Source organism: Alteraurantiacibacter buctensis, from assembly GCF_009827655.1.
GTDB lineage: Bacteria > Pseudomonadota > Alphaproteobacteria > Sphingomonadales > Sphingomonadaceae > Alteraurantiacibacter > Alteraurantiacibacter buctensis.
Window position 1 is genome coordinate 98,337 of the sequence record NZ_WTYV01000009.1, and the last position, 21,691, is coordinate 120,027.

25 protein-coding genes are annotated in these 21,691 nt (G+C 67.3%); 14 read left to right on the forward strand and 11 right to left on the reverse strand.

Annotation, left to right across the window (positions count from 1 at the left end; translation table 11 throughout):
• Positions 1-57: 57 nt before the first annotated feature.
• From ubiB to GRI99_RS17375, 3 genes are read right to left on the reverse strand one after another with little or no spacing between them, the layout of a single operon-like run.
• Positions 58-1,614: a 2-polyprenylphenol 6-hydroxylase gene (gene ubiB, locus GRI99_RS17365; protein WP_160773328.1), complete on the reverse strand. Its 1,557-nt coding sequence runs from the start codon at positions 1,612-1,614 to the stop codon at positions 58-60.
• Position 1,615: 1 nt separating this feature from the next.
• The gene (locus GRI99_RS17370) at positions 1,616-2,350 is read right to left on the reverse strand and encodes a class I SAM-dependent methyltransferase (protein ID WP_160773329.1); all 735 of its coding nucleotides are present in this window, start codon (positions 2,348-2,350) and stop codon (positions 1,616-1,618) included.
• 48 nt (positions 2,351-2,398) lie between these two features.
• Entirely contained in the window at positions 2,399-2,917 is a 519-nt protein-coding gene (locus tag GRI99_RS17375) for a DUF1993 domain-containing protein (protein ID WP_160773330.1), read from the reverse strand.
• Between the two features lie 91 nt (positions 2,918-3,008).
• Between GRI99_RS17375 and mutM the strand changes: the two genes are divergently transcribed.
• Together mutM and rpsT are read left to right on the forward strand one after the other, a co-directional pair.
• Positions 3,009-3,824, forward strand: a complete 816-nt coding sequence (gene mutM / locus GRI99_RS17380; protein WP_160773331.1) for a bifunctional DNA-formamidopyrimidine glycosylase/DNA-(apurinic or apyrimidinic site) lyase — start codon at positions 3,009-3,011, stop codon at positions 3,822-3,824.
• Between the two features lie 135 nt (positions 3,825-3,959).
• Entirely contained in the window at positions 3,960-4,220 is a 261-nt protein-coding gene (rpsT, locus tag GRI99_RS17385) for a 30S ribosomal protein S20 (protein ID WP_160773332.1), read from the forward strand.
• 329 nt (positions 4,221-4,549) lie between these two features.
• Here the strand turns inward: rpsT and GRI99_RS18920 are convergent, their stop codons facing one another.
• Positions 4,550-4,675 (reverse strand): hypothetical protein, encoded by a 126-nt coding sequence (locus GRI99_RS18920; RefSeq protein ID WP_272917427.1) that lies wholly within the window; start codon positions 4,673-4,675, stop codon positions 4,550-4,552.
• Positions 4,676-4,782: 107 nt separating this feature from the next.
• Between GRI99_RS18920 and dnaA the strand changes: the two genes are divergently transcribed.
• The 6 genes from dnaA (at position 4,783) to GRI99_RS17415 (ending at position 10,674) form a co-directional block, all read left to right on the forward strand.
• On the forward strand, positions 4,783-6,186 hold the full coding sequence (gene dnaA / locus GRI99_RS17390; RefSeq protein WP_160773333.1) for a chromosomal replication initiator protein DnaA: 1,404 nt from the start codon (positions 4,783-4,785) through the stop codon (positions 6,184-6,186).
• A gap of 167 nt (positions 6,187-6,353) precedes the next feature.
• Positions 6,354-7,121, forward strand: coding sequence for a HesA/MoeB/ThiF family protein (locus tag GRI99_RS17395; RefSeq protein ID WP_160773334.1), 768 nt, complete (start codon positions 6,354-6,356; stop codon positions 7,119-7,121).
• A 70-nt stretch (positions 7,122-7,191) separates the two neighbouring features.
• Positions 7,192-8,487 carry an APC family permease gene (locus GRI99_RS17400; RefSeq protein WP_160773335.1) on the forward strand — a complete coding sequence of 432 codons (1,296 nt, stop codon included), beginning with the start codon at positions 7,192-7,194 and terminating at the stop codon, positions 8,485-8,487.
• Between the two features lie 56 nt (positions 8,488-8,543).
• On the forward strand, positions 8,544-9,467 hold the full coding sequence (locus GRI99_RS17405) for an alpha/beta hydrolase (RefSeq protein WP_160773336.1): 924 nt from the start codon (positions 8,544-8,546) through the stop codon (positions 9,465-9,467).
• Between the two features lie 61 nt (positions 9,468-9,528).
• A complete protein-coding gene (locus GRI99_RS17410) occupies positions 9,529-9,861 on the forward strand; it encodes a hypothetical protein (protein ID WP_160773337.1) in 333 nt (110 codons plus the stop codon).
• A 24-nt stretch (positions 9,862-9,885) separates the two neighbouring features.
• Positions 9,886-10,674, forward strand: coding sequence for a TSUP family transporter (locus GRI99_RS17415; protein WP_160773338.1), 789 nt, complete (start codon positions 9,886-9,888; stop codon positions 10,672-10,674).
• Between the two features lie 17 nt (positions 10,675-10,691).
• On the opposite strand, the gene GRI99_RS17420 is transcribed toward GRI99_RS17415, so the two are convergent.
• A complete protein-coding gene (locus GRI99_RS17420) occupies positions 10,692-11,396 on the reverse strand; it encodes an NAD-dependent deacylase (protein ID WP_160773339.1) in 705 nt (234 codons plus the stop codon).
• A 35-nt stretch (positions 11,397-11,431) separates the two neighbouring features.
• Here GRI99_RS17420 and dapB point away from each other — a divergent pair, with 35 nt between their 5' ends.
• Both dapB and nth read left to right on the forward strand, forming a co-directional pair.
• The gene (dapB, locus tag GRI99_RS17425; protein WP_160773340.1) at positions 11,432-12,160 is read left to right on the forward strand and encodes a 4-hydroxy-tetrahydrodipicolinate reductase; all 729 of its coding nucleotides are present in this window, start codon (positions 11,432-11,434) and stop codon (positions 12,158-12,160) included.
• 5 nt (positions 12,161-12,165) lie between these two features.
• On the forward strand, positions 12,166-12,816 hold the full coding sequence (gene nth, locus GRI99_RS17430; protein ID WP_160773341.1) for an endonuclease III: 651 nt from the start codon (positions 12,166-12,168) through the stop codon (positions 12,814-12,816).
• Here nth and GRI99_RS17435 read toward each other — a convergent pair whose 3' ends face one another.
• The 3 genes from GRI99_RS17435 to GRI99_RS17445 all read right to left on the reverse strand — a co-directional run bounded on the left by GRI99_RS17435 (position 12,817) and on the right by GRI99_RS17445 (position 16,975).
• Positions 12,817-14,145, reverse strand: coding sequence for a dicarboxylate/amino acid:cation symporter (locus GRI99_RS17435; protein ID WP_160773342.1), 1,329 nt, complete (start codon positions 14,143-14,145; stop codon positions 12,817-12,819).
• Positions 14,146-14,280: 135 nt separating this feature from the next.
• On the reverse strand, positions 14,281-15,441 hold the full coding sequence (dapE, locus tag GRI99_RS17440) for a succinyl-diaminopimelate desuccinylase (RefSeq protein ID WP_160773343.1): 1,161 nt from the start codon (positions 15,439-15,441) through the stop codon (positions 14,281-14,283).
• Positions 15,442-15,451: 10 nt separating this feature from the next.
• A complete protein-coding gene (locus GRI99_RS17445) occupies positions 15,452-16,975 on the reverse strand; it encodes a replicative DNA helicase (protein WP_160773344.1) in 1,524 nt (507 codons plus the stop codon).
• 136 nt (positions 16,976-17,111) lie between these two features.
• On the opposite strand from GRI99_RS17445, the gene GRI99_RS17450 reads away from it, so the two are divergent.
• Genes GRI99_RS17450 through cdd form a run of 3 tightly spaced genes read left to right on the forward strand, consistent with a single transcriptional unit; the run spans position 17,112 to position 18,805 of the window.
• Positions 17,112-17,618 (forward strand): UPF0262 family protein, encoded by a 507-nt coding sequence (locus tag GRI99_RS17450; RefSeq protein ID WP_160773345.1) that lies wholly within the window; start codon positions 17,112-17,114, stop codon positions 17,616-17,618.
• A 30-nt stretch (positions 17,619-17,648) separates the two neighbouring features.
• Complete coding sequence (locus GRI99_RS17455; RefSeq protein WP_160773346.1) at positions 17,649-18,374, forward strand: glycoside hydrolase family 25 protein; 726 nt, start codon at positions 17,649-17,651, stop codon at positions 18,372-18,374.
• Positions 18,375-18,385: 11 nt separating this feature from the next.
• On the forward strand, positions 18,386-18,805 hold the full coding sequence (cdd, locus tag GRI99_RS17460; protein ID WP_237438438.1) for a cytidine deaminase: 420 nt from the start codon (positions 18,386-18,388) through the stop codon (positions 18,803-18,805).
• A gap of 15 nt (positions 18,806-18,820) precedes the next feature.
• On the opposite strand, the gene GRI99_RS17465 is transcribed toward cdd, so the two are convergent.
• Together GRI99_RS17465 and rpoZ are read right to left on the reverse strand one after the other, a co-directional pair.
• On the reverse strand, positions 18,821-19,765 hold the full coding sequence (locus tag GRI99_RS17465) for a Rieske 2Fe-2S domain-containing protein (protein WP_160773347.1): 945 nt from the start codon (positions 19,763-19,765) through the stop codon (positions 18,821-18,823).
• A 92-nt stretch (positions 19,766-19,857) separates the two neighbouring features.
• Positions 19,858-20,202: a DNA-directed RNA polymerase subunit omega gene (gene rpoZ, locus GRI99_RS17470; RefSeq protein WP_160773348.1), complete on the reverse strand. Its 345-nt coding sequence runs from the start codon at positions 20,200-20,202 to the stop codon at positions 19,858-19,860.
• Positions 20,203-20,343: 141 nt separating this feature from the next.
• Between rpoZ and GRI99_RS17475 the strand changes: the two genes are divergently transcribed.
• Positions 20,344-20,886, forward strand: a complete 543-nt coding sequence (locus GRI99_RS17475; RefSeq protein ID WP_160773349.1) for a hypothetical protein — start codon at positions 20,344-20,346, stop codon at positions 20,884-20,886.
• A 21-nt stretch (positions 20,887-20,907) separates the two neighbouring features.
• Here the strand turns inward: GRI99_RS17475 and GRI99_RS17480 are convergent, their stop codons facing one another.
• Positions 20,908-21,573 carry a glutathione S-transferase family protein gene (locus tag GRI99_RS17480; protein WP_160773350.1) on the reverse strand — a complete coding sequence of 222 codons (666 nt, stop codon included), beginning with the start codon at positions 21,571-21,573 and terminating at the stop codon, positions 20,908-20,910.
• Positions 21,574-21,691 lie beyond the last annotated feature (118 nt).

Sequence of the window (21,691 nt, forward strand, 5' to 3'; positions counted from 1 at the left end):
ACTGGACCGGCGGCGGTAACGTTTCAATGGCGCGCGCGGGCGATTTGCACAGCTGCGCTATTGCAGCCAGCCCAGCGTGCCAGCGCCCCATGCGGCCAGGCCACCCGCCAGCGCGGCTGCCAGGTAGCCGGCCCACCTGCTGCGGCGGCTGGAGCGGCGCTGCCACACCAGTTCCACGTCCGGCAGCGGCGGCGGCTCGGGCGCGCCGCCCTTGGGCGGATACATCTCTTCCAGCCGGCGGATCAGCGCGGGCACGCGCAGCAACGTTTCGGTATCCTGCTTGATCCGGTCGGCAATCGCCGCCTCCGGCCCCAGTTCGTCGCGGATCCAGCTATGCACGAAGGGGGCGGACACGTCCCACATGTTGATCTGCGGATCGAGCTGGGTGGCGATCCCCTCGACCATCACCATGGTCTTCTGCAGCAGCAGCAGGTGCGGCTGGGTCTGCATGTCGAAATCGCGGGTGATGGCGAACAGGCCGTCGAGCATCTGGCCGACGCTCAGCTCGCTCACCGGCTTGCCGCGCATCGGCTCGCCCACGGCGCGCAGCGCGGTCGCGAACTCGTCGACCGAGTGATAGCTGGGCACGTACTGCGCCTCGAAATGGATCTCGGCCACGCGGCGATAGTTGCCCGTGGTCAGGCCATAGAGGATTTCCGCCAGCCACTGGCGGGCGCGCCGGTCGATCCGGCCCATGATGCCGAAATCGATCGCCACGATGGTGCCGTCATCCGCCACGAACAGGTTGCCCTGGTGCATGTCGGCATGGAAGAACCCGGCGCTGATCGCCTGGTTGAGGAACGCCAGCACCAGCCGCCGCGCCAGGTCGGGCAGGTCATGCCCGGCAGCCCTCAGCGCCTCTACATTGCTGATCTTGATGCCGTCGACCCACTCGATGGTCATCACGCGGCCGTTGGTGCGGTCCCAGTCGATGGCGGGGATGCGGTACTGCGGAATGGCCCGCATGAACTCGGCCAGCTCGGAAGCGGAGGCGGCTTCGCGGCGCAGGTCCAGTTCGCGGTTGGTCCAGCGCTTGAAATTGGCAATGGTCAGCCGTGGGCGCAGCCGCTGGGCTTCGCCACCCATGGCTTCCAGGTGCGCGGCGGCCCATTCGTAGGTTACGATATCGCGGGCGAACTTCTCGCGGATGCCGGGGCGCAGCACCTTGATCGCCACCTTGCGGCCATCGGTGGTTACGCCCTGGTGGACCTGCGCGATGCTTGCCGCGCCCACCGGATCGGGGTCGACATGGGTGAACAGGGCTTCCAGCGGGGCTTCGAAGCTGGCTTCGATCTGCGCGCGGATCGCCTCGAACGGCACCGGCGGCAGGTTGTCCTGCAGGGTCAGCAGGTTGCGCGCGGCTTCCTCGCCCACCAGGTCGGGGCGGGTGGCCAGCGTCTGCCCCAGCTTGATTGCCGCGGGCCCGATTTGCTGGAAGGCAGTGGCATAGTCCGGCACGCGCGGCTGGCGGGTGCCGAAGCGGGCCAGCCGCACCAGCCGCCGCACCGGCGCAGGGGTGTTGGGATCGCCCTCGATCCCACGCAGCGCGCCGTGTTTGGCCAGCGTCCGGCCCCAGCCGAGCAGCCGCAGGATATGCGTGGAAGGACGGGTCAACTCAGACCTTCCACCCCGAATGGATGTTGACCGCGCCGCCCAGGATCTTCTCGACCCGCGTGTTCACGAAACCCGCCGCGCGGATCATCGCCTCGAATTCCAGCGGCTTGGGAAAGCGGCGGATCGACTCGGCGAGGTAGCGATAGCTGTCCTCGTCGTCCGCGATCAGCTTGCCGATCTTGGGCATCAGCTTGTGCGAATAGAGGTCGTAGACCTCCCTGAAACCCGGCCAGTCGGTGCTGGAAAACTCCAGGCAGAAGAACCGCCCGCCGAACTTCAGTACCCGGTGCGCTTCCTTCAGCGCGGCGGGGATGTTGGTCACGTTGCGGATGCCGAAAGCGATGGTGTAGGCATCGAACACCCGGTCCTCGAAGGTCAGGGCCTCGGCGTTCTGGCGGCTCCACACCAGGCCATCGATGCCGCGCTGCATCGCGCGTTCGATACCCACATCCAGCATGTCCTGGTTGATGTCCGACACGGTGACGCTGGCCCCGCGTTCTTCCATGCGGAAGGCGATGTCGCCCGTGCCGCCAGCCATGTCAAGGATCGCCTCGCCCGGCTGCGGTTTCACCCGCCGCACGAAGCGGTCCTTCCACAGGCGATGCATGCCGGCGGACATGGCATCGTTCATCACATCGTACTTGGCCGCCACGCTGGAGAAGACCGCGCCCACGCGCTGCGTCTTCTCGGCGGGCGAAACCTCTTCGTAGCCGAAGGAAACCGTGTCGTTGCTCATGCGCTGCGCCTTAGCGACTGCCTTGAGGCCGCGCCAGCGAAAGCCGCCTCAGGCTGCCGGCGGGGCGAACATGTGGCCCGCCAGATGGGCCAGGTAGTCCTGCTTGCCGACGTTCACCCCGTTTGCCCGCAGGATGGCATAGGCCATGCTGGCGTGGAAATAGACGTTGGGCAGCACGAACCCGTTCAGGTAGGTCGCGCCATCGAAGCGGATGCCGCCGCCGTTGGGGAACCTGATCTCGATCTCGCGCCCGATCCCGGCGTCCACTGCCGCCGGGTCCAGTCCTTGCAGAAAGGCGATGGTCTTGTCGCAGCGCTCCTTCAGTTCGGCAAAGCTGGCCTCGGTATCGGGCATCGAGGGGGCCTCGGCCCCGGCCAGCCGCGCGCCGCAACCCTTGGCGCTGTCGGAAACGAGCTGGATCTGCTTGGGCAGCGGGTACATGTCGGGCGCCAGCCGCGCTTCCAGCAGCGTGGCCTCGTCGCCCTGCTCGGCCGCCTTGTCCAGCCAGGCCTTGATGTTGGTGAGCATGGCGATGAGCACGGGCACGCTGGACTGGTAGGCTGACATGGCTTGGATCCCTCTCGTCTTGGTGGCGGATAGCTAGGGGCCTGCAGCGGCATGGACAAGACCGGTCTTGGGTCTTACCTCCCGCCCCGTCATGCCCGAACTGCCCGAAGTCGAAACCACCGTGCGCGGCCTTGCCCGCTTCCTCGATGGCGAGCGGCTGGAAGCGGTGCGACAGAACCGGCCGGACATGCGCTTTCCCTTCCCCGCGGGCCTGGTCCAGAGCCTCACCGGCGCGCGGGTGACGGGGCTTGGCCGCCGCGCGAAATATGGCCTGATCCACACCGATCGCGAGACCACGCTGGTGTTCCACCTGGGCATGAGCGGATCGTGGCGGATCAACCCCGCCGCACCGGACAAGCACGACCACCTGGTGCTGGAAACCCCCGACCACCGCTTTCATCTGAACGACCCGCGCCGGTTCGGCTTTGTCGACCTGGTCGATACCCGCCTGCTGGACGCATGGCCCGCCTTCGCCGTGATGGGGCCGGAGCCGTTGGGCGATGGGCTGACAGCCGCTCACCTGAAGGCCGCCTTCACCGGTCGCAAGCAGGCGGTGAAGCTGCTGCTGCTTGACCAGCGGATCGTGGCTGGCCTGGGCAATATCTACGTGTGCGAGGCGCTGCACATGGCCGGCATCGATCCGCGCAAGGCGGCCGGCCGCGTCTCGCTGGCGGCGCTCACCCGGCTGGTGCCCGCGATCCGCGCGGTGCTGGAACAGTCGATCCGCGATGGTGGCTCCACCTTGCGCGATTATGTCCAGCCCGATGGCGAACTGGGCTATTTCGCCACCCGCTTCGCCGTCTACGGGCGCGAGGGGCAGGCCTGCCAGAAGGACGATGGCGGGGTGATCCGGCGGATCGTGCAGGGCGGGCGCAGCACCTGGTTCTGCCCCCGGTGCCAGAAGTAGCCGCCCGGGGGTGGTTCGGCGTTGACGATTCGCCCCGTCGCCGCTAAGGGCCGCGCTTTCCGGCGGGCAACCGCCTTCTGCGATTTGTGAAACAAAGACCGGCCGCGCCAGCGGCGCGACAGTTTAAGGACGACCATGGCCAATACGCCGCAAGCCAAGAAGCGCATCCGCCGCAACGAGAAGCGCGCCGAGATCAACGGTGCCCGCATGAGCCGCATCCGCACCTTCGTGAAGAAGGTGGAACTGGCCTGCGCCGATGGCGACAAGACCGCCGCTGCCGAAGCCCTGAAGGCTGCCCAGCCGGAACTGGCGCGCGGCGTGGCCCGCGGCGTGCTGCACAAGAACACCGCCTCGCGCAAGCTCAGCCGCCTGACCAAGCGAGTCGCCGGCCTCTGAGCTTCGCCGGGCTGATTCGGGGCCGCTGATTCGGCCCCGGATGGCAGCCCCGGCAGAACACAATCGGAACAAACCGCATCAAGGTCGCCGGCAAAACCGGCGGCCTTTTTCGCATCCGCGGTGCAGGCCGGTTGTGCAATGCGGAAAGTGTCGGATTTTCCACGATTCGCGGCTTTGTCACATAAGTTTGTCATAGGAATCATGGGGTTGAACGCACGCCTGCGGGGTTGCGGGGTGTCAACACCCATTATTTATTTAAATTTTGTGGCAGCCCTCTTCCCCCGCTCGCAGCGATCTGCATAACTGCTTTTGCCAGCCGGGCCGACCGGTCACAGGCAGGCAGTACTGACATTCGCACGAACAGGCTCTGCAGGCGCTTCAACAGGAAGCTTCTGCGGTGGGGAAACTGTTTTGCAGCGGCGGATGGCAGCTTTTTTGATGGCGTTAAGGCTCATGCAGGGGGGGCCGAGCGGCAATTCGGACGGGGATAGTCGAGGCAATGATCAGAGTGGGACCGCAATCGGGGCGTGGCCAGGACAAACGCGAAGGGGCAGCCGACAAAATGGAAGACCAGGAAGCCCTCGCCCTGCAGGCGGATTGGGCCGATATCAGCCAGGGCCTGCGCAAGGACCTCGGCAACCAGCTCTACACCCAGTGGATCCGCCCGATCCAGCTGGGCAGCTTCAACGCGCAGACCGGCACGCTGGAGCTGTTCCTGCCCACCGAATTCGCCGCCAACTGGGTCAACGACCGGTTCCATGACCGGCTGAGCCTGGCCTGGAAGATCGCCCGCAGCGAAGTGCGCCAGCTGTCCATCAAGGTGCAGCCGGGCCGCCGCAAGCTGGCCGACATCGACCTGCGCGGCGAGGACGGCTTCGGCCACCGCGCCGCCAACGATGCCACGCTGGCGATGGAATCGATCGGCGAGGACGGCTTCACCTCGTCCGTTGGCCTGGACCCCACGCAGACCTTTGCCGCCTTCGTCACCGGCACCACCAACGTGCTGGCCAAGAACGCCGCCGAGCGCATGGCGCGGACCGAGAAGCCGCAGTTCTCGCCGCTCTACCTGAAGGCCGCCACCGGCCAGGGCAAGACGCACCTGCTTCACGCCATCGGCCACTCCTACCTGCAGGCCCACCCCCGCGCGCGCATCTTCTACTGCAGCGCCGAGCGCTTCATGGTCGAATTCGTCCAGGCGCTGAAGAGCGGCGAGATGATGGAGTTCAAGTCGCGCCTGCGGGGTTTCGACCTGCTGCTGGTGGACGATATCCAGTTCATCATCGGCAAGGCCAGCGCGCAGGAAGAACTGCTCTACACGATTGATGCCCTGCTGGCCGAAGGCAAGCGGCTGGTCTTCGCCGCCGACCGCGCGCCGCAGGCGCTGGACGGGGTGGAACCGCGCCTCCTCTCGCGCCTGTCGATGGGCCTGGTGGCCGACATCCAGCCCGCCGATATCGAGCTGCGCCGCCAGATCCTCGAATCGAAGCTGACTCGCTTTGCCCCGCTGGATGTGCCGGCCGACGTGATCGAGTTCCTGGCCCGCACGATCAACCGCAACGTGCGCGAGCTGGTGGGCGGCCTCAACAAGCTGGTCGCCTATGCCCAGCTGACCGGGCAGGACGTGTCGCTCCAGTTGGCCGAAGAGCAACTGACCGACATCCTTTCCGCCAACCGCCGCCGGATCACCATCGACGAGATCCAGCGTACCGTGTGCCAGTTCTACCGCATCGACCGTGCGGAGATGAGCAGCAAGCGCCGCGCCCGCGCCGTGGTCCGCCCGCGGCAGGTGGCGATGTATCTCGCCAAGGTGCTGACACCCCGCTCCTATCCGGAGATCGGCCGCAAGTTCGGCGGGCGCGACCACTCCACCGTGATCCATGCGGTGCGGCTGATCGAAGACCTGAGGAAGCGCGATGCGGACATGGACGGCGACGTGCGCAGCCTGCTGCGGCAACTGGAGAGCTGAGGTTTTCGCCCACCCCCAACCCCTCCCGCTTGCGGGAGGGGAGCGAGACTTGGCAGCTTGCTGCCTGGTCGCAGCGGGGTGGGCTTCCACACACAGCCAATATCCCATCCCCAGCCATGTCCACATGGCTGTCGACAGCCTGCGCACAGCCTGCCAACAGGCTGTCCATGACCTTGTCCCCGGATCGTCTGGACCGCTTCGCCCGCCACATCGTGCTGCCGGAGATCGGCGGCGCGGGGCAGGTGAAGCTGGCGGGCAGCCATGTGCTGCTGGCGGGCCTTGGCGGCATCGGTGCGCCGGCCCTGCAGTTCCTCGCCGCCGCCGGGGTGGGCAAGCTGACGCTGGTGGATAACGACAGCGTCGACACCACCAACCTGCAACGCCAGACGATCTATACCGAGCGCGACGTGGGCCACGGCAAGGCGGTGGCCGCGCGGCAGTGGGTGGCCAACTTCGACCGCGCGCTGGACGTGACCATCTCCGATGCCCGCATCACGGCGGACAGCGCCCCCGGCATGATCGAGGGGGTGGACCTGGTGCTGGACGGCACCGACAACTTCGCCACCCGCCTGGCCATGGCCGATGCCTGCGTGGCCGAGCGGGTGCCGCTGCTGTCGGCTGCCGTGGGCCGCTTCCAGGGGCAGGTCGGCGCCTTTGCCGGGCACCTCGTGTCTTCGCCCTGCTACCGCTGCTACGTCGGCGACGCCTTCGATGCCGAGGACTGCGATACCTGCGCGGCAGACGGGATGCTGGGTGCCATGTCCGGCTGGACCGCCAGCTTTGCCGCCATGCAGGCCATCCGCGTCCTCATCGCCCCGCAGATGGGTGAACCGCAGTGGGGCCAGCTCCACATCCTCGACGGCCTGAAGCCGGGGATGCGCACGCTGAAGATCGCCAAGGACCCGGCGTGCAAGGCCTGTGGTCACGCGGCCTGAACCGTTGCGGCAGAAACCGCTTCGCACCCTGACCGGTTTGTGACACCTTCCCCATCGGGGAGGGTCATGGATGACCGATACGATCGAGCGGCCCTTCGGCCTGTGGACCGCCACCGCGCTGGTGGTGGGCGGGATGATCGGCGGGGGCATCTTTGCCCTGCCCGCCAGCCTCGCCCCCTATGGCTGGACCGGCCTCATCGCCTGGCTGGCGGCGGGCGCGGGGGCATTGCTGATTGCCTGGCTGATTGTTGCCCTCACCGCCCGGCGGCCGACCGAACCCAGCATCGTCACCAACTGCGGCGATATCCTGGGCCTGCTGCCAGGGCGACTGCTGGCATGGATCTACTGGCTGACCATCGTCACCACCCTGCCGGTGCTGGGAATGACGGCAACGGCCTATCTCCTGCACCTGTTTCCTGCCGCGCCGCAGGGGGTATGGGTAGAGGTGATCGGCGGCACGCTGATCCTGCTGGCGCTGACGGCCCTGAACCTGCGCGGCGTGCGCGAAGCCGGGGTGTTCCAGGTAGTGACCACCGTGCTGAAACTGCTGCCGCTGGTGCTGGTGGTGGCAATCACCGCATGGCTGGCGGCTGCCGAGCCCACGGCCTTCACCCGCAGCGAGGCTGCCCCCGTCAGTCCCGCGCTGCTGACCCCGGCGCTGGGGCTGGTGTTCTTCGCCATGCTGAACCTGGAGAACGCCGGCATGCTGGCCGAGCGGGTGCGCGATCCGGCGCGCAACGTGGCCCGCGCCACGGTGTTGGGCATCGTGGGCGTGCTGCTGGTCTATGCCACGGTCAGCACGGGGATCGTCGCCACCACGCCGCAGGCCGAGCTGGCCGCCAGTTCCGCGCCGGTTGCCCTGTTCGTCAGCCGCAACCTGGGGCCCTGGGCGGGTGACGCGGTAGCCTTGTTCGCCGCGATCAGCGCCATCGGCTGCCTCAACGTGCTGGTGCTGATGCTGGGCGAGGTACCGCTGGGCATGGTGCGTGACGGGCAGTTGCCCGACTGGGTGGCTCCGCTGAACCCGCGCGGCGTGGCTGCCCGCCCGCTGCTGGCGGGCCTGGCGCTGGGGCTGGCGCTGATGTGGGGCAGCGTCACCGGCATGGGTAGCCGGGTGCTGGAATTCATGCTGCTGCTGACCACGGCCTCCGCCATCTGGTTCTACATCGGCATTGCCGCCGCCGCGATTCTGGTCAGGCTGCTGCGCCCTGTAGCCGTGCTGGCGATCGGCTTCTGCTTGTGGGTGCTCTATGGCACCGGGATCGAGGCGGGGGGGCTGGGCCTGGCGCTGATGCTGGCGGGCATACCGCTGCACTACGCCATCGGCGGGCGCACCCGGCAGCGGAACACCGCGCCCGCCGGTTGACCCGGCCTTTTGTCAGAGTAGTGTTGCAGCAAACAGACCCGAGGGGATTTGCCGCCATGTTCTCGCTTCACCGTTTCGCCGCCATGCTGTTGCCGTTGGCCACTGTGTCCCTGCCTGGCGTAGCCTTGGCGCAGGAGGCAATGACGGCGATTGCCGAACCGGCCCAGCCGACCGCGATTTCCCTGGGTACCGGCCGGTTGCCCGATGCGCAGAACGGCGAAAGCTGGCACATGCAATACGGCAGCCATTTCGCTCGCAACGTGGTGGAAGCGACGCTGACGCCGTTCCTGCCAGAAGACGGACGCGGCAGCGGCGCGGCCGTGATCGTGGCTCCCGGCGGGGGTTTCATCACCCTGTCGATGGAAAACGAAGGCTGGGACGTGGCCCGTGCGCTGGCGGCCCGCGGCGTGGCGGCTTTCGTACTGAAATACCGGCTGCGCCAGTCGCCGGGCGAACTGGCCGCTTTCGATGCCTCGATGCGCACCGTGCTCACCACCACCCGCATCGGCAATCTCAGCGTGGCCGAGGCAGCCGCCAACAGCCCGGCGCAACTGGCCGATTCGCGCGCCGCCTTTGCCCTGGTGCGCGCCCGTGCTGGCGAATGGGGCGTGGACCCGGACCGCATCGGCATGATCGGCTTTTCCGCCGGAGCCATGCTGACCATGGCGACATACGTGGGCGTTGATGATGCGCGGCCTGCGTTCCTGGGCAATATCTATGGCCCCATGGCGGCCATGCCGGTGCCCGCCGATGCCCCGCCGATGTTCGTTGCCCTGGCGGCGGACGATCCTCTGTTTGCCGGGGGCGGCTTCGGAATCGTCGAAAGCTGGCGCAATGCCGGGCGGCCGGTGGAATTCCACCTCTATGAGCAGGGCGGCCACGGCTTCGGCATGTACCAGAAGACCACCACCAGCACGGGCTGGTTCCCCGCCTTTGCCGACTGGCTGTGGATGCACGGCTTCCTGACCAGGCGCGATTGAGGGGGGATTAGGCACGGGGCGCTGCTTGCGCTAAGGCCTCTCACGCTTAGGGGAAACGCGCATGGCAAAGAAGAGCAAGGACCGCTGGGGCATCGAGGAAGACGAGCCCGAAGCCGCAACCGAAGCGCCGATCTGCTGGCTGTGCGGGCGCGTAACGGGTGAAACCGTGGTCTGGCACCACCCCATTCCCAAGAGCCGTGGCGGCCGCGAGACGGTGCCGATGCACCCGGTGTGCCAGAACTTCCTGATCGCCAATTTCACCACCAGCGAATTGCAGCGCCACGGGATGGATGCCGGCAGCCTGCTGGCCGATCCCGCCGTGGCCAAGTTCGTCAGCTGGGTGGCAAACAAGGACCCGGACTTCACCGCCCCGCTGGCCAGGAAACAGCGCTAGCCAGCCTGTTGGCCCGGAACACCCATGGACATCGGTTTTGACCTGATCGCCGCCCTGATGGTGGCCGCCTTTGTGGCGGGCATGATTGATGCCATTGCCGGTGGCGGCGGGCTGATCACCATTCCCGCCCTGCTGGCAGCCGGCGTGCCCCCGGTGGCCGCGATTGCCACAAACAAGCTGCAAAGCACCATCGGCACCGGCGGGGCAGTGATCGCCTTTGCGCGCCGCGGGCATATCGACTGGCGCAAGTTTGCCGTGCCGATAGCGGCCTCGTTCGCGGGCTCTGCCGTGGGCGCCTTCATCCTGACGCGGATCGATTCCACCTTCCTGTCGGCCCTGCTGCCGGCTCTGCTCATCGCCATGGCCTTGTATTACTGCTTCGCGCCCCGGATGTCCGACGCTGACCGGCACAGCCGCGCCGGGCCGTTAGCGCTGGCGGGCGTAGCCATGGTGATCGGCTGCTATGACGGGTTCTTCGGCCCTGGCACCGGATCATTCTTCACCACGGCGCTGGTGGCCGTGTTCGGCCTTGGCCTGATCCGCGCGGTCGCCCATGCCAAGGTGCTGAACCTGGCCAGCAATGTCGCCGGCCTGGCAGTGCTGGTGGCGGGTGGCCATGTGCTGTGGATCATCGGGCTGGCAATGGCCGTGGGCAGCGCCGCCGGCGGCCAGGCAGGTGCCCACTTCGCCATGCGCTTCGGAGCGGGGATTGCCCGCCCCCTGCTGATCGTTTCGTCACTGGCGCTGACGGCAAGGCTGCTGGCTGATCCCGCCAATCCGCTGACCGCAATGGTCCTTGGCTGGGTGGGTTGACCGGGCCTGCGGGCCAATCAGCCAGCCAGCATCTCCTCCACCCAGGCGGGCACGATCTCGCTGGCCTTGCCCAGCCGGGTTTCGCTGAACACGCGGCTGCCCAGGCTCTCCTCCAGGTTCAGTTCCAGCGTGCGCGCCCCGGCCCTGCCCGCTTCCTGCACGAAGCCCGCTGCCGGATAGACCGCGCCGCTGGTGCCGATGGAGACGAACAGGTCGCACCCCGCGATCGCGCGGTAGATCCGCTCCATCCGGTAGGGCATTTCGCCAAACCACACGATGTCAGGGCGCAGGCTGGCCATGCCGCAGGATGGGCACGGCGGATTGTTTCGCAAGGTGCCTGTCCAGCGGTGGCGGGCATCGCAATTTGTGCACCAGGCCGAGAGCGCCTCGCCATGCATGTGCAGCACGCGGGCCGCGCCGCCGCGTTCGTGCAGGTCATCGATGTTCTGGGTGACGATCAGCAGGTCACCCCGTTTCCACCCCATGTCCAGCCGCCCCAGCGCCAGGTGCGCGGCATTGGGGTTGGCCGCGCGGACTTGGGCGCGCCGTTCGTCATAGAAGCGCTGCACCAGGTCCGGATCGCGCCGAAAGCCCTGCGGGGTGGCCACCTGCTCAACCGGGTGATCTTCCCACAGGCCATCATCGGCACGGAAGGTGCGCAGCCCGCTCTCGGCGCTGATCCCCGCGCCGGTCAGGATCACGATGTTGCGTATATCGGTCATGTCGACCATGAAGCACCGCAAAGGGAATAGATCAAATGGCACGCATCGGGATCATCGGCAGCGCGGGGCGCATGGGGCAGGCGCTGGCCGATGCCATCGAGGCTGCCGGGCACGAAGTCAGCGGCGGCGTGGACCGGGGCGAGAACGTGGCGGGCCTGGCTGACCAGTCGGATGCGCTGGTCGATTTCTCCGCGCCCCCGGCGCTTAACGACAACCTGCACGCCGCCATCGGCGCAGGGATTCCCATCCTGGTCGGCACCACGGGCCTTGATGCCAACCACCACGAGGCGATCGACAATGCCGCGCGCGTGGTGCCGGTGCTGCAGACCGGCAACACTTCGCTGGGCGTGACCCTGCTGGCGCACCTGGTGCAGGAAGCCGCCAGCCGCCTGGGGCCGGACTGGGATATCGAGATCGTCGAAATGCACCACCGGATGAAGGTGGATGCCCCCAGCGGCACGGCGATCCTGCTGGGTGAGGCGGCGGCCAGGGGGCGCGGCATATCGCTGGCCGATCACACCGAATCAGGCCGCCACGGCCACACCGGCCGCCGGGCCGAAGGCGCCATTGGCTTTGCCGCCCTGCGCGGCGGCACCGTGGCGGGCGAACACCTGGTCCATTTCGCGGGAGATCACGAACGCATCACCCTCACCCACCTGGCTGAAAACCGCATGATCTTCGCCCGCGGCGCGGTGAAGGGAGTGGAGTGGCTGATCGGGCGCGAGCCGGGTCGCTATACGATGGGGCAGGTACTGGGGCTTTGACCCGAATGACCAAGGCCGAAATCTTCGAATTCTTCCGCCGCCTGGCCGAGGACAATCCCGATCCGCAGACCGAGCTGGAATATGGCAACGCCTACCAGTTGCTGGTGGCCGTTACCCTTTCGGCCCAGGCGACCGATGTGGGGGTGAACAAGGCCACCCGCGCGCTGTTCGCCAGGGTGCAGACCCCGCAGCAGATGCTCGACCTGGGCGAGGATGGCTTGAAGGAGCACATCAAGACCATCGGCCTGTTCAACTCCAAGGCGAAGAACGTGATGGCGATGGCGCGCCTGCTGGTCGACAACTTCGGCGGGGAAGTGCCCAGCACGCGCGAGGAGCTCGTCACCCTACCCGGCGTGGGCCGCAAGACGGCGAACGTGGTGCTCAACTGCTGGTTCGGGCAGGAAACCTTCGCAGTCGATACGCACATCTTCCGCGTAGGCAACCGCACCGGGCTGGCCAAGGGCAAGACGCCGGACCAGGTGGAGACCAAGCTGGAGAAGGCCGTCCCCCAGCCCTTCCGCCTGGGCGCGCACCACTGGCTGATCCTGCACGGCCGCTATGTGTGCAAGGCGCGCACGCCCGAATGCTGGCGCTGCCCGGTGGTGGACCTGTGCCGGTTCAAGCAGAAGGTGCTGGAACCGCCGAAGGGGCGGTGATCAGGTTCCCGCCAGCTCGGGCGGCGCAACATCCCCGCTCTTGGCGCTGATCACGGTCGCGGCCACCAGGTCCCCCACCACGTTCACCGTGGTCCGGCACATGTCGAGAAAGCGGTCCACCCCCAGGATCAGGCCGATGCCTTCGGGCGGCACGCCCACGCCCGCCAGGATCAGGGCGATCACCGGCAGGGTGCCGCCGGGCACGCCTGCGGTGCCGATTCCGGCCAGGATGCACAGGAACATCACGAAGAGCTGGTCGCCCAGCCCCAGGTCCACGCCGAAGAACTGGGCCAGGAACAGCACGGTCACCCCTTCGAACATGGCCGAGCCGTTCTGGTTGGCCGTGGCCCCGATGGTCAGCACGAAACGGCTGATCTGCGGCGGCAGCTTCAGTTCGGTCTGGGCGATGCGCAGCGCGGTGGGCAGCGTGGCGTTGGAACTGGCGGTGGAGAAGGCCATCAGGCTGGCCTCACGCGTCTCCCTGAAGAAGGCGACGGGGCTCTTCTTCGCAATGAACTTCAGCAGCAGCGAGAACACGCCGAACATCTGCAAGCCCAGCGCCAGCAGCACCACGCCCACGAAGGCCGCCAGCTTGAACAGCAGGTCCCAGCCGAACTGGGCGGAAAGGTTGAACATGAAGCAGAAGATAGCGATGGGGGCCAACTGGATGACGAAGCCGATCAGCTTCATCGCCACTTCGAACACGCCTTCGATCGCATCCTTCAGCACCGCCGTGCGCCGCGTCTCCACCACCAGCAGGCCGATGCCGAAGAACAGCGCGAAGAACATCACCGCCAGGATGTCATTCTGGCTCATCGCCGCGACCACGTTGTTGGGCACGATGGAGAGCAGCGCTTCCACCCCGGTCTTGGCCTCGGCCCCCGCCTGCACGATGGCCCCGGCATTCTCGCGCCCCTGGTCCAGCAGGTCCTGCGCTGCCGCCGGATCGACCCCGCCGCCGGGGCGCAGCACATTGACGCAGGCCAGCGCCACGGCAACCGAGATGCTGGAGACGACCACCGTGTAGACCAGCGTGCGGATGCCCACGGCCTTCAGCTTGCGGATCTCGCCCATGTCGGCAATGCCCACCACCAGCGCGGAAAACAACAGCGGGATCACCAACATGAACAGCAGGCGCAGGAACACCTGGCCGATGGGTCCGGTGACATAGGTGACCAGGGTATCCACCCAGGCCGCATCACGCGCGAAGGTATAGGCCAGCAGGCCCGCCACCAGACCGGTGACGAAGCCGATCAGGATGCGCCATTGCAGGCGGTTGCTGTGCGGCGGCGCGGCGGGGGCGGCGATTTCGGCGGTGTCTGCGGTCATAAACCCCGGCTCCTCATTGTTCTCGTCACCCTGAATTCGGCTCAGGGTCCATCAGTCCGCAGTAACTGTGCTGGCTTCTGACAACTGAGCTAGCCGCCTGATGGATGCTGAAACAAGTTCAGCATGACGAACCGGTTATGACAATGCCGCCAGCACGATCCGCCGGTAAATCCGCGTAAGGGCGTAGAGATCGTCCAGCGCCACGGCCTCGTCACGCTTGTGCATGGTGGCGTTGCACAGGCCGAATTCGATCACCGGGGCGATGCTCTTCAGGAACCGCGCGTCGGATGTGCCGCCCGAGGTCGAGGGTTCGGGGATCAGGCCCGTCTCGGCCTCCACCGCCGCCGCGATCATGGCGGAGAACTCGCCCGGCGGGGTCAGGAACGGTTCGCCATAGATCTTCGGACGCGCGACCGCCCCGTGGCGGGCGGCGATCTCTTCCAGGCGGGCGCACAGGCCGGCACCCGAATGGGTATCGTTGAAGCGGATCGAGATGCGCCCCATCCCGCGATGGGGAATGACGTTGGTGGCCTTGTTGCCTACCGTGATCTCGGTGATTTCCAGGTTGCTTGGCTGGAACCAGTCGGTGCCGTGGTCCAGTTCCATAGCGTCAAGGTCGGCCAGCAGCGCCACCAGCCGGGGCAGCGGATTATCGGCCAGGTGCGGATAGGCGACGTGTCCCTCGCGCCCCTCCACGGTGAACCAGGCGTTGATCGATCCGCGGCGGCCGATCTTCATCATGTCGCCCAGTCGGTGAACGCTGGTGGGTTCGCCCACCAGGATCAGGTCGGGCTTTTCGCCCAGCTGCGCCATCCGCTCCATCAGTGCGCGGGTGCCGTGCTGCGCCTCGCCCTCCTCGTCGCCGGTGATGATCAGGCTGATCGTGCCGGCATCGGCGGGAATATCGGCCAGGGCAGCGACCATGCACGCGATGGCCCCCTTCATGTCCACCGCGCCGCGCCCGTAGAGCAGGTTGCCGCGCACTTCGGGCTGGAAGGCATGGGCAGTCCACCCCTCGCCCGCCGGGACCACGTCCAAGTGCCCGGCAAAGCCGAAGTGGCGGCTGCCCGCCGGGCCGTGCCGCACGGCGAACAGGTTCTCCACCGGCCCTTCGTGGCCAGTGGCATCCTGCCCCTCGATCCAGCGGTGCACGGTGAACCCCAGCGGCTCCACCATTGCCTGCAAGGCATCGAACACGCCGCCGGTGGCCGGGGTAACGCTGGGACAGGCGATCAGGCGCCCCGTCAACGCGACGGGGTCCAAATCGACCGGATCGGACGGCGGAAAATCGGTCATGGATGGCGGCCTAGTCGTAATCGTCGCGCTGGTATTCGGGCGCCAGGTCCATGAACTTGGTGAACTCGCTGACGAACTTCAATTGCACGTTGCCGGTGGAACCGTGGCGCTGCTTGGCCACGATCACGGTTGCCTTGTTGACCACTTCCAGGTGCCGCTGCATCCAGGTGTCATACTTGGCCACGGCATCGGCGCTGCTGGTTTCGGTGGGATCGTCTGGCTTGGCGGCATTGTGGTAATATTCCTCGCGGAAGATGAACCACACCATGTCGGCGTCCTGCTCGATCGAACCCGATTCGCGCAGGTCCGACAGTTGTGGCCGCTTGTCCTCGCGGCTTTCGACCGCGCGGGATAGCTGCGAGAGCGCAATCACGGGGACGGATAGCTCCTTGGCCAGAGTCTTCAGGCCGCGGCTGATCTCGGAAATCTCGTTCACGCGGTTGTCGTTGGCGCGGCCCGACCCTTGCAGCAGTTGCAGGTAGTCGATCACGATCAGGCCGATATCGTGCCGCCGCTTCAGCCGCCGCGCGCGGGTGCGCAGCGCGCCGATGGTGAGAGCCGGGGTATCGTCGATGTACAGCGGCAGGTCGTTCAGCGTCTGGCTGGCGCGGCTGATGCGCTGGAAATCGTCGTGGCTGATCTTGCCCATGCGCAGCCGCTCGCTGCTGATTTCGGCCTGTTCTGCCAGGATACGCGTGGCGAGCTGGTCGGCGCTCATTTCCAGGCTGAAGAAGGCGGTGGGCGCGCCGACCGACTTGCTCATGTCTATCCCATCCTTCAGGTCGCGCCGATAGCGGTCTGCGCAGTTGAAGGCGATGTTGGTGGCGAGCGATGTCTTGCCCATGGCGGGGCGGCCGGCCAGGATAATGAGGTCGCTGTCGTGCAGGCCGCCGATCTTGCCGTTGAGGTCGGACAGGCCGGTAGTGCGGCCGGAGATATGGCCGCCGGAATTCAGCGCCTTCTCGATCTGCTGGATGGCGGTGAGGCTGGACTGGCGGAAGGCCTGCGCCTCGTTGCCTTCGGATGCCCCTTCGGCCACGCGGTAGAGCGCGGCTTCGGCCCGCTCGATCTGGCGCAGCGGCTCCACTTCCTCGGATGTGTCGAGCGCGCTTTCCACCAGTTCGCGCCCCACGCTCACCAGTTCGCGCAGCAGCGCCAGGTCATAGATCTGCTGGGCCAGTTCGCGCGGGGCCAGCAGGCCCTGCCCATCGGCCGTAAGCTGCGCCAGGTAACCGGTGCCGCCAAGCTGGGCCAGCGCCTCGTCCCCGTCGAAATAGGGTTTGAGAGTGACCGGGGTGACTACCATCTGACGGTCCACCAGGGTCACGACCCGCTCATAGATGCGCTGGTGCAGCGGCACGAAGAAATGCTCGGCACGCAAGGGGGCTACCAGCTCCTCCAGCACGCGGTTGTCGATCAGCACCGCGCCCAGGAAGGCGGCCTCCGCCTCAAGGTTCGCCGGCAGGGCGCGGCCCTGGACAGCCCCGGCGGCGGGGGCGACGGGGGATCGGATCAGCAGGTCTTCATCGGCCATGGCCGCCTGATGCGCCTTGCCGGGCGGGGCCGCAAGCGCCGTGGCGGGAAAAGCGCCGGTCGGCCCCTGTGGATAGCGGGGATGATCGCATTCGCATTTGCAGCATAGGGTTTCATCTGCAACAAGCCGCGCTGTCATGGCCTGCACTGCCGCGCCCGAACCCAACGCTGACCGCATCGCCAGCATCACGCTGGACGAGACGACGATCATCGCCCGCAACGCGGAAGTGGAGGGCGAGCGCGCTGCTGCCGTGGCCGCCCTGGTGGAGGACAACGCGTTCCGCCCGCTGTGGGCCGTGGCCAAGGGGCATCACGGGCCCTGGCACCTGCACCTGTCGGTGATCGACGGGATGCTGGCGGTGCAGGTGCGTGACCGCGATGGCACCGATGGCGGCACGGTGGGCCTGGGGATGGCCCGCCTGCGCCGCGTGATCCGCGAGTATTTCGCCATCTGCGACAGCTATTTCATGGCCCTGCGCCGCGCGACCGCCGCCGAGATCGAGACGCTGGACATGACCCGGCGGGCCATCCACGATCGCGGCACGCGCCACCTGCTGCACATCCTGGAAGGCAAGATCGTGACCGATTTTGCCACCGCAAGGCGGCTTTTCACGCTGATCTGCGTGCTGCATAGCAAGCCCTGAGGGACGGGACGGGACGGGTCGCACGGAATCATGGGCAGGAAGAAGGCATATCGCTGGCGCTGGCGCGTGGCCGCGGCCCTGCTGCTGGTCGTGCTGGTGGGCGGGGCCTGGGCCTGGTGGCAGGCGCAGCACTGGACCCCGGCCCGCGAGAAATACGCGGTGCAGGGCGTGCTGGTCGGCGCGGCTGACGGGCCGGTGGATTTCCGCGCGCTGGCCGCCGTGGGGGCCCAGTTCGTCTACCTGGAAGCCAGCCAGGGGGGCGAGCACCGGGACGCCCGCTTTGCCGCCAACCTTGCCGCCCTTGGCGAAGCCGGCCTGCCCTTCGGCGTGGTCCACGAATACGACCCCTGCGTTCCGGCAGAGCGGCAGGCGGCCAACTTCGTCACCATCGTGCCGCGCGGTGCCGGGCCTGCCCAGGGCCATGCCAGCCCCGCCCTGCTGCCGCCGGTCATCGCGCTCGACAAGCCCGCCAGCGCCTGCGGCGATCCGGCGATCGAGAACGGTGTGGAGGCCGAGCTGACCACTTTCCTCAACCAGGTGGAAGGCCACGCCGGCCAGCCAGCGATCCTGCGCCTGTCCGAGCGTTTCCAGGCCGAAACCGGCATGGCCGCGCGGATCGAGCGCAACCTGTGGCTGGAAGGCGGCTGGCTGGAGCCGGAGTATGCCGGCCGCCCCTTCACTCTGTGGACCGCCAATCCGGAGCTGGCTACGGAGGTGACCGAGCGCCCCGTTCGCTGGGTCGTCGCGCAGCAATAGGGAGCCGCTACTTGGCCGGAACATTGCAACCTGCCGCCCTGCTTGAAGCCGCCCGCGAAGCGGCGGCGCAGGCCTATGCCCCCTATTCGCAGTTCCGCGTGGGAGCGGCGCTGCTGTTCACCGATGGCGCGGTGATCACCGGCAGCAACGTGGAGAACGCCAGTTACGGCCTGTCGCTGTGCGCCGAGACGGTGGCCGTGGCAAAAGCGATGGCCGAAGGGCGGCGCGGCGGGCTGAAGGCGGTGGCCGTGACCACGCCCGACGGCGCGACGATCAGCCCCTGCGGCCGCTGCCGCCAAGTGCTGAACGAGATTGCCAGCCTTGACGGGGCCGACCCGCTGGTGGTGGGCGAAGGCACCGGCGGCGTGCGCCAGTGGACGCTGAAAGGCCTGCTGCCCGACGGGTTCGGCCCGGATTCGCTGGGCGGCTGACCGACAGCGGGCCGGTTATCCGGCCTTGCTGTCCTTCAGCCGCTCGAACCACAGCTTGCGGAAGGCCAGCGTGGGGGCATCGGTGCGGACCGACTTTTCCTGGCCCGCCGGCGGCACCATCGGCGGATCGCTGGTTTCCAGCACGGCCTGGTCCTCGCGCGCGATGCGACCGTTGCTCCACGCGAATAGCGGGTTGAACAGGCGCGGGCGCAGGAAGTCGCGCACGGTGTAGATGTCCATCGAGGTATGGGTATCGCTTTCCGGCAGGCACACGGCCAGCATCCGGAAGGTCCTCCCCGGCGGATCGATGAACAGTTCCATCATGTTTGGAAAGCGATAGTCCAGCCGTGCCGTGCCCTCGCGCGCTTCCACCGTGTTCTCGATACGCGCGCCATAGTCCACCGGCGTCCAGCGCACGTCCATCCGGCGGGTAGCAACAAGCTTCGCCAGCCCCCGCCCGATGCTGCCCTTGTGGACGAAGGGCAGGTGCGGCGAATCGAGCATGTTCTCCATCGCCCGCGTCCAGTGGACCGCCCAGCGCACGCTCTGCCCGCACAATACCACGCGCGGATCGGCGAGCGTGGGGCTGACCTGCGGCTCGTCCTGCGGATCGAGCCCGGTGTAGAGCCACACCAGCCCGCCCGCCTCGCGCACCGGCAGCGCGGTGGCGGAGAGCGCTTCCAGCTTGGCGTCGGGGTTCCACGGCACCCGCGTGCAGGCCCCGCTGGCATCAAAGCACCAGCCGTGAAACGGGCATTCCACCACGCCATCGCGAAGCTTGCCGAGTGACAGGGCCACGCCGCGATGCGGGCACCGGTCGCGCAGCGCGCCAAGAGTGCCGGCGGCGTCGCGGAACAGCACCACCCCTTCCCCCGCCACCTGCCGCGCGTGCAACTTGCCAGGCGCGAAATCGCGCGCCAGCCCGATCACCGTCCAGACATTGGCGAACCCGTTGAACATCGCGTCAAAAGTATCGCGCGGCAGGCCAAAAGCAAAGGGCTGCGGAAGTTCGCACTTCCGCAGCCCTTTCGCATATAGGCAATGCCGGCGGATCAGCCGTCGTAGTCGCCACCCAGCGAGGTCGAGCGGGTGGGCGCGGCGGCGCTGAGGCGCATGGCTTCGGCCGACTGGCTGAGCGAGCCGATATCGTCCGCCTCGTCATCTTCATCAGGCAGGAAGTTCTGCAGGCTCTGCACCAGCGATTCCTTCAGATCCTTCGGGCGGATCGTCTGTTCCGCGATCTCGCGCAGGGCCACCACCGGGTTCTTGTCCCGGTCACGATCGATGGTCAGCTCACCACCGCCCGAAATCTCGCGCGCACGCTGGGCAGCCAGCAGCACCAGATCGAACCGGTTGGGGACCTTGTCGACGCAATCTTCGACGGTAACGCGCGCCATATGGGCACTCCAATCAATGAATCAGCAGCTTGTGCGGAAAGGCCACGCCGATAGGCAGGTGTGGCCCGAATGTCAATCTTTGCGCCTTTCCCCCGCCGCCTTTGACATTTTGTCAGGCTTTGGTGCTATCTGGCTTTCGAGATGGAGAGGGTTGGCTGCATCGACTGGCTTGCGGGCCGCAGCAGACGCTGGGCAGTGCCGCTGGGCGCGGCGCTGGTGCTGGCCGGTTGCGCGCGCGATCCCACCCCGGCCGAGCCGGAAGAGCAGACCGCCGTGTTCACCCGCGCGGATGACCTGCCGGTCTTCACGCTGGAGCCGGTGACAGCCTTCGAGCAGGACAATTTCGAGCTGGCCGGCGACAAGCGCTGCAGCTTTGCCACCAGCCCTGCGCTGCCGCCGCTGGTGCTGGCCACCGGCTACCTGCGCCGGCCTCAGGCCCGGGTGGACGTGCTGGTCAAATACGGCGGCCAGGTGGTGGAGGCGCACCTGCGCACGCCCGGCGGCTTCGATGCCATCACCCGCGAGGCCACTTTCGACACCGGCGGCATGGTGATCGACGTGGCCCGGATCGACGTGGAGCCCGACGGCAGCGGCAAGGCCGCCCCCGGTCGCGCCCTGCTGCGCGTGACCATGGCCGGCCAGGAAGAGCAGATCATCGACGGCTACTGGCTGTGCACTGCCTAGCCCACCGATCACGCAGGAAATTCAGCGCGCTGCCACCTCGAACTGGCTGATGGTCCAATCCTCGGCCTCGGCGCTGGCGATCCATTCGCGCAGCCACGCGTGTTCCCACACTGCTTCCATATAGGCCTGGGCAAAGCCTGGCACCGTGATGCCATAGGTGATGAAACGGCTGACCACCGGGGCATAGAAGATGTCCGCCGCGCAGAATGTCCCGAACAGGAACGGGCCACCCTGGCCAAAACGGGCGCGCGCTTCCGCCCACAGGCCCAGGATGCGCACGATGTCGGCGCGTACTTCGTCCGGCAGGTCGGCCAGCCGGGTGTGCAGGCGGATGTTCATCGGCAGGCTGCGGCGCAGCGGCAGGTAGCTGCTGTGCATCTCCGCCACCATCGCCCGGGCCATGGCGCGCGGGGCATCGGGCTTGGGCCAGAACCGGTCGCGGCCCACCCTGTCGGCCAGGTATTCCATGATCGCCAGGCTGTCCCACACGACCACATCGCCGTCCCACAGCACCGGAACCTTGCCGCCCGACGGCTGGAACTCGCCCGCCGCGCGCTTCATCTCCTCCCAGTCCTCGCCGTAGAGCGGAACTGCCAGTTCCTCGAACGGCAGGCCTGACTGCTTCGCCGCCAGCCACCCGCGCAGCGACCAGCTGGAATAGTTCCGGTTGCCGACAATCAGTTTCATCGTGCCTCCCTGCTGGCCACGGGCAAGCCCTATGCGTTCATGCGCGGGGTGTCGACCCTGAACGGGCCGCAATAGGGTTAAGGCCAGCCACCTAATCGCGCCGCTGGCAGGGGTTTGT